The following is a 6,353-nucleotide window of genomic DNA, read 5'->3' as shown; positions in this document are numbered from 1 at the left end:
TCCGGCCGGATAACGGCCGGCTTCTGATCGTCTCCGATCGTCCTCTGGCCGAGCTTCTTCCCGCCCTGAACGCAGCGATCGGGGACTGGACCGCCCCGACCGGGGTGACCCGGGGCGTCAAGGCCTTCCCTGAGCCTCCCGCACCGGCGGGCAACCGGGTCATCCTGATCGACCGGCCGAAGTCTCCGCAGGCGGTCATAGCAGCCGGCAAGGTGCTGCAGGCGCGGGGCGGGGATGATCTCCTTGCCCTTCAGGCCGGGAACGAGGTCCTCGGCGGCGGTTTCCTGTCCCGGCTGAACATGAACCTGCGCGAGACCAAGGGCTGGTCCTACGGGGTGGGATCCGGAGTCCCGGAGGTGGCCGAGCGCGTCGCCTTCCGGATCAGCGCGCCTGTCCAGGCGGATCGGACTGCCGACGCGATCTCGGAAATCCTGAGGGAAACCCGCGACTTCACCTCGCAAAGGGGGACGACGGCGGAGGAGCGGCAACTGACCGTAGAGGGGGCGACCCGCGAATTGCCAGGCCAGTTCGAGAGGGGCGCCGCCGTCCTGAACGGGCTCTCCGCCCTCGCAGACTTCGGGCGGCCGGACGACTGGTACGAGCGCCTTGCCGATCGATACGCCGCCATGACGGCCGCAGACATGGACGGGGCGGTGCGCAGGCTGGTCGATCCTAGAGGCCTGACCTTCGTGGTGGTTGGAGACGTCTCCCTGGTCAGGCCCCAGCTGGACCGCCTCGGCCTCCCGGTCGAAGTCATCATGGCCGCGCCTGCCGTGAAGCAGCCCTGAATCGCGTCAGTGTGGCGGAAGATCCCGGGAGACGATGGGCGCAAAGCGGGCCGCGATGTCTTCGATTCCCCGAGCGTTCGGATGCATGCCGTCCGGAAGCAGGCGATCTGGCCGCGAGGCGACGCCGTCCAGGAAGAACGGGTAAAGTCGGACGCCTTTGAGACGGGCGAGCTCGGCATAGATTGGATTGAACGTCCTGGCGTAGTCCTCGCCGAGGTTCGGGGCGGCCGTCATGGTCACAAGAGCCGTCGGGATTTCCCGCCGATCCAGTTCGGCGAGAATGGCCTCCAGGTTGGTTCGTGTCTCCGCCGGGCTGAGTCCCCTCAGCATGTCATTGGCGCCCAGTCCGACGATAACCAGGTCGGGCTTGCGAGGCAGACCGTCGAGGGTAAACGCCAGACGGGCGAGGCCTGCAGCCGTGGTGTCCCCGGACACGCCGGCGTTGATCACCCGGGCCTGAACTCCCTGTCCGGCTAGGGCCCGCTCCAGGGCCGGCGCGAACCCCTGGGAGGGCTCAAGACCATAGCCGGCGAAGAGACTGTCCCCGAAGGCGACGACGAGGGGCCCGTCAGCGGCCGCCGTAGCCGACAGGCTGGCCGGCGTCCGAGACCGCTCCGGCGCTGGCGTGCAGGCGAGAACGAACTGGCAAAGCGTCGCCACCATCACATATAGCCAAGATCTCGACTGCATCGGACGCCTCCAAACATGACCGCCGCTGAACCAGATACAGACCTGATGATCCGCGCGCGGGGTGTCGTATTGTCGCTTGGAAACACCGATATCCTCAAGGGTGTTGACCTCGACGCCCCGCGCGGCCAGGCCCTGGCCGTGTTGGGGCCATCCGGATCGGGCAAGTCGTCGCTGATGGCCGTCCTCTCCGGGCTCGAAAGGGCGACTTCCGGCGAGGTCAGGATTGATGGCCAGGACTTCGGTCCCCTTGACGAAGATTCCCTGGCTCGCGCCAGACGGGGGCGCATCGGCATCATCCTGCAGGCCTTTCACCTCCTGCCCACCATGACAGCCCTTGAGAATGTCGCGACGCCGCTGGAGCTCTGTGGATCTTCAGACGCGCGGAGTGTCGCCATGGCCGAACTCACGGCGGTGGGGCTTGCCGACAGGCTGAACCATTACCCCACCCAATTGTCCGGCGGCGAGCAGCAGAGAGTGGCCATCGCCCGGGCCATGGCCCCGCGGCCCGGGCTCATCTTCGCCGACGAACCCACGGGCAATCTGGACGGCGTGACGTCGCGTCGGGTGGCGGACCTTCTCTTCGAGCGTCGTGCGGCGGCCGGGGCCACCCTGGTGATGATCACCCATGACCCGGGCCTCGCCGCCCGCTGCGACCGGATCGTAGAGATGGCGGACGGGCGAATCGTGTCCGACCGCCTGTCATGACGCCCGTTCCCCTTCCAGTACTCTGGCGGATCGCTCGCCGGGATCTTTCGGCCAGCTTCCGCGGACTGCGCCTGCTGTTTCTTTGCCTTTTCCTGGGGGTCGCCGCCCTCGCCGCCATCGGCAGTCTGACCGCGGCGATCACCGGCGAGCTGACGCGGCGGGGACGGGAGCTGCTTGGCGGGGATATCGAGATCGCCCTGACCCAGAGGTACGCCACAGAGGCGGAACGGGGGGTGATCCGGAACCTCGGTGAGGTCAGCGAGACCGTCCGCCTCAGGGCCATGGCCCAGAGCGAGGGCGGGCCTCCCATGCTGGTCGAGCTCAAGGGCGTGGACACGCCCTATCCCCTCTATGGTCGCCTGACCGTCGCCACAGCCGATGGCGCGCGCGCCTCGCCCGGTCCAGGTCCTGGAGAAGTGCTGGTCGAGCGGGGGCTGGCGGAAAGGCTCACCCTGACCCCAGGCGATGTCCTCAAGTTCGGTCGCGCGCAGTTCCGGGTCGCTGGCGTACTGGACGCCGAACCGGACCGCGTGGGAGAGGGCTTCAGCCTGGGTCCCGCGGCCCTCGTGCGCCTGGAGGACCTTCCGGCGACGGGCCTGATACAGCCGGGAAGCCTGTTTCAGTCCAAGTACCGCGTGAAACTAAACGGGGCCTCGGCGCGAACGCCCGACAAGCTGGCCGAAACCCTCAGGCAGGAGTTCGGCGAGACCGGCTGGCAGGTGCGCGATCATAGCCGCGCAGCGCCGGGAGCCAGCCGCTTCTTTGAACGGATGGGACAGTTTCTTGGCCTGATCGGTCTCGCCGCCCTCGTCATCGCAGGGATTGGCGTGAGCAACGGCGTGGCCGGATACCTGGCGGCTCGCCGCGGTTCCATCGCCACCCTCAAGGTCCTGGGCGCCTCGGGACGAGACATCACCCTGATCTACCTCCTTCAGGTGGGAACGGTGGCCGTGGCCGCGGTTCTGGCAGGCCTCGCGGCAGGGGCGGCCGCTCCCTCGACCATCCTCGCACTCATCGGTGACCGCCTGCCCGTCCGGCCCGAGTTCTCCCTGCATCCGGCGCCCCTGGGCCTCGCGGCCGCGCAGGGCCTGTTGATCGCCTTCATCTTCACCTGGCTGCCCCTCGCCCGGGCAGGAACGACGCCTCCTGCGGCGATCTGGCGGGCTTCGCTCGAAGGGCCCGGCCGTCCCGCCCTGCGCGACGCGATCATCGTTGCGGCGGGGGTCGGCCTGTCTGTTGGTCTTGCTGTCCTGACTGCCGAGGAGCCTCTCTATTCCGCCGGGATCCTTGCAGCGGCGGGAGGAAGTCTGGTCTTCCTGCTGGGTGTCGGGGCCGGTGTGAAGTGGCTGGCCAGACGGGCGCCCAGACCTGCCTCTCCCCTGCTCCGGCTGGCGCTGGCGAACCTGCATAGGCCCGGTTCCCAGACGCCGGCCCTGGTCATCGCCATGGGCCTGTCCCTGACCCTCTTCGTGCTGATCGCCGCCATCCAGACCAGCCTCGACGCCGAGATCGCGCGGTCCGTACCCGCGCGGGCTCCCGCCCAGTTTGTCCTGGACGTCCCTTCCGCCGGCGCAGAGACCTTCCGCAAGGTGGTGACCGACGCTGCGCCTGGGGCCGAGGTCGACCTGGTGCCCGCCCTGCGGGGCATGATCACCGCCTACGGGGACCAGAAGGTACGAGATCTCAAGGTCATCCCGCGCGAGGCCTGGGTGCTGCGCGGCGAACGGGGCGTCACCTATGCGGCGGATCTGCCCGCCGGCAGCCGCATCATGGCCGGTGAGTGGTGGCCGAAGGACTATGCGGGTCCTCCGCTCGTCTCCCTGGATGACGAGGTCGCCGCAGACCTTGGCCTCGAGGTGGGTGACAGGCTCACGGTGAGCGTGCTGGGGCGGGAGATCCCGGCGCGCATCGCCTCCCTGAGACGAATTGACTGGGACACCATGGGCTTCAACTACCTCATGGTCTTCCCGCCCAGCACCCTGGCCGACGCCCCGCACACCCTGGCCGGCGCCGTCAGCCTGCCGCCGGAGCGGGAAACCGCCGCCGCGCGGGCCATCCTGACGGCCTTCCCCGGCGTATCGGTGATCTCCGTCCGCGAGATCCTCGGCCAGGCAAGGACCCTGCTGGACCAGATGGCGCTGGCGATCCTCGCCGCCGCCTCGGTGACCCTGCTTGCCGGAATGGCGGTCCTGACCGGAGCGGTCGCCGCAGCCCGCCAGTCGCGAACCTACGACGCCGTGGTGCTCAAGACCCTCGGGGCCACAAGAGGACAGTTGCTGGGGGTCCAGGCTCTCGAATACGGCCTTCTGGGTCTCCTCCTGGGCGGGGTCGCCCTCGTCCTGGGGCTTGGCGGCGCCTGGTGGATCATCGTCCAGATCTTCGAGTTCAACTGGGCGCCGGATTGGGGCCGGGTCCTCGCCACCCTGGGGGCGGGACTGGGCGTGACCCTCGTCCTCAGCCTGGCCGGCGCACTCCCCATCCTGTCGGCGCGGCCGGCGAGCGCGCTCAGATCCGTCTGAGCCCGAACGCCAAAGGGAGACGCATCGCGGCGGCTGATTTCCGCCGTGAAGACCTGACGGTCGGACTGGCGGGCGATGCGAACCGGGGCGGCGATGGGCCGACGCACGCCCCGCAGGCCGGACCCCGAACGAAGACGCCGCCTACTGGATTGAGCTTCTGACCACGCTCTCGAGGGAGCTCGGACTGAAGCGGCTGGCGCTGATGCATCACTTCTACGACAAGTCCCCCGGGATCGAGCCCGAGATCGCGACCCGCCGCAGGGGCGGGCCGGTGCGCGAGGCGGCCGAGGTCCCGGCCTCCATGGGGGACGCCGTGATCCATGATTTCGAGATCGGGGAGCCCTCCAGGTGACCAACGACATGCGCGACCTTCTGCCGGAACTTCGCGAAATCGGATTCGGGGCTTGGGACCCCCTCGGCCTTGTCGACGCCCGGAAGGATGGAGAGGCGATGGCGGACGAGTACGACCGCTATCTCCTGCGCGCCCTGTCCTTGGCGGCGAACGGGTCGGACGTTGGCGCCATCTGCACTTTCCTGCACGAGGCGGAGGCTCAGATGGGGCTTCAGTCCGCCGGCCCCGACCAGGGCCGGGAGCAGGTCGCCGACCAGATCCTGAAACTGGCAGGCCGGGTGATCGCGCGCTAAGGGCGGGGCGACCGGCCCTTCCGGGAAGCGGTCGGGGAGGCGGCGCTGCGACTCTCAGCCCCGGGCCCGGTGGTCCTTCAGCAGCCAGGACGACGCCAGGGCGGCGGCGAAGGCGCCCGCCGCCTGTCCCGCCAGGAAGCCGGGGACCGAAGCCGGGGCGATGCCGGCGAAGGTGTCGGTCAGGCTCCGGGCGAGAGTGACCGCAGGGTTCGCAAACGACGTGGACGCCGTGAAGCCGTAGGCCGCGGTAATGTAGAGGGCCACGAGGGCGGCCAGTGCGCCCGGGGCGAGGCGCGCGCCGAGCTGGATCACCATGAGGAGGCCGAAGGTGGCCACGGCCTCGGACAGGACCTGTCCCGCCCCGTCGCGGCCCTTGCCCGAGACCTGGGCCAGGGGCTGGTCGAACATGGCGTGGGCCAGGAGCACCCCCGCAACCGCACCGGCGACCTGGACCGCCATCCGGGCCAGGGCCTCGCCCCGCCCCAGCTGTCCCGAGGCCGCCCCCAGGAGGGTCACGAGGGGGTTGAAGTGCGCGCCCGAGACGGGGCCAAGCAGGGTGATCAGGACGAAAAGGCCCGCGCCGGTCGAGACGGTGTTGAGCAGGAGCGCGATCGCGTCATTTCCGCCGGAGAGACCCTCTCCCATGACGCCGGACCCGACCACCACGGCCAGGAGCAAGGCCGTTCCGACACCCTCAGCCGCGAGCCTTCGGGCGAGGCCGAAGCCAGGGCCGTCGGCGGTCACGGGGCTGGGTCCTCGCCGATCGCCTGCAGGCGCGCCCGGACATCGGGTCCGTCCAGGACTTCAGCCGGAAGGGCGAGGAAGCGCTCGATCCGCAGTCGGAGGCGCCGCGCCGCTTCCGAGAAGGCGGCCGCGACCTCGGTCTCTGTCCCCGTGACAGATGCAGGATCCTCCACCCCCCAGTGCGCGGTGACCGGCCTCCCCGGCCAGACAGGGCAGACTTCCCCCGCGGCGTTGTCGCAGACCGTGAAGATGAAATCGATCG

7 protein-coding genes and 1 pseudogene are annotated in these 6,353 nt (G+C 69.5%); 5 read left to right on the top strand and 3 right to left on the bottom strand.

From position 1 onward, the window contains the following. A partial coding sequence (locus INE98_RS00840) for an insulinase family protein (protein WP_293535843.1) occupies positions 1–788 on the top strand: 788 nt, incomplete at its 5' end. 6 nt (positions 789–794) lie between these two features. Here the strand turns inward: INE98_RS00840 and INE98_RS00835 are convergent. Beyond that, positions 795–1,478, bottom strand: coding sequence for an arylesterase (locus INE98_RS00835; RefSeq protein ID WP_293535841.1), 684 nt, complete (start codon positions 1,476–1,478; stop codon positions 795–797). Between the two features lie 15 nt (positions 1,479–1,493). Here INE98_RS00835 and INE98_RS00830 point away from each other — a divergent pair, with 15 nt between their 5' ends. The 4 genes from INE98_RS00830 to INE98_RS00815 all read left to right on the top strand — a co-directional run bounded on the left by INE98_RS00830 (position 1,494) and on the right by INE98_RS00815 (position 5,347). Further along, the gene (locus INE98_RS00830) at positions 1,494–2,183 is read left to right on the top strand and encodes an ABC transporter ATP-binding protein (protein ID WP_293535839.1); all 690 of its coding nucleotides are present in this window, start codon (positions 1,494–1,496) and stop codon (positions 2,181–2,183) included. Continuing rightward, on the top strand, positions 2,180–4,702 hold the full coding sequence (locus INE98_RS00825; RefSeq protein WP_293535837.1) for an FtsX-like permease family protein: 2,523 nt from the start codon (positions 2,180–2,182) through the stop codon (positions 4,700–4,702). Before INE98_RS00830 ends, INE98_RS00825 begins: the two co-directional genes overlap by 4 nt. Before the next feature lie 202 nt (positions 4,703–4,904). Beyond that, complete coding sequence (locus INE98_RS00820; RefSeq protein ID WP_293535836.1) at positions 4,905–5,054, top strand: hypothetical protein; 150 nt, start codon at positions 4,905–4,907, stop codon at positions 5,052–5,054. Next, a complete protein-coding gene (locus tag INE98_RS00815) occupies positions 5,051–5,347 on the top strand; it encodes a hypothetical protein (RefSeq protein ID WP_293535835.1) in 297 nt (98 codons plus the stop codon). The genes INE98_RS00820 and INE98_RS00815 overlap by 4 nt, the downstream gene beginning before the upstream one ends. Positions 5,348–5,401: 54 nt before the next feature. On the opposite strand, the gene INE98_RS00810 is transcribed toward INE98_RS00815, so the two are convergent. Both INE98_RS00810 and INE98_RS00805 read right to left on the bottom strand, forming a co-directional pair. After that, positions 5,402–6,091 carry an aquaporin gene (locus tag INE98_RS00810; protein WP_293535833.1) on the bottom strand — a complete coding sequence of 230 codons (690 nt, stop codon included), beginning with the start codon at positions 6,089–6,091 and terminating at the stop codon, positions 5,402–5,404. Then, positions 6,088–6,353, bottom strand: a pseudogene (locus tag INE98_RS00805) (arsenate reductase ArsC); the annotation flags it as partial. The gene INE98_RS00810 and the pseudogene INE98_RS00805, both read right to left, overlap by 4 nt.

Origin of the sequence: Phenylobacterium sp. (assembly GCF_020253645.1) — a bacterium.
Taxonomy (GTDB): Bacteria; Pseudomonadota; Alphaproteobacteria; order Caulobacterales; family Caulobacteraceae; genus Phenylobacterium.
This window is presented reverse-complemented; position numbering and strand designations above follow the sequence as displayed.

What these genes read in the sequence shown, in the direction of transcription:
- INE98_RS00825 (WP_293535837.1), top strand. Translation starts at nt 2,180, where the DNA reads ATGACGCCCGTTCCCCTTCCAGTACTCTGGCGGATCGCTCGCCGGGAT.
- INE98_RS00835 (WP_293535841.1), bottom strand. Translation starts at nt 1,478, where the DNA reads ATGCAGTCGAGATCTTGGCTATATGTGATGGTGGCGACGCTTTGCCAG.
- INE98_RS00820 (WP_293535836.1), top strand. Translation starts at nt 4,905, where the DNA reads ATGCATCACTTCTACGACAAGTCCCCCGGGATCGAGCCCGAGATCGCG.
- INE98_RS00830 (WP_293535839.1), top strand. Translation starts at nt 1,494, where the DNA reads ATGACCGCCGCTGAACCAGATACAGACCTGATGATCCGCGCGCGGGGT.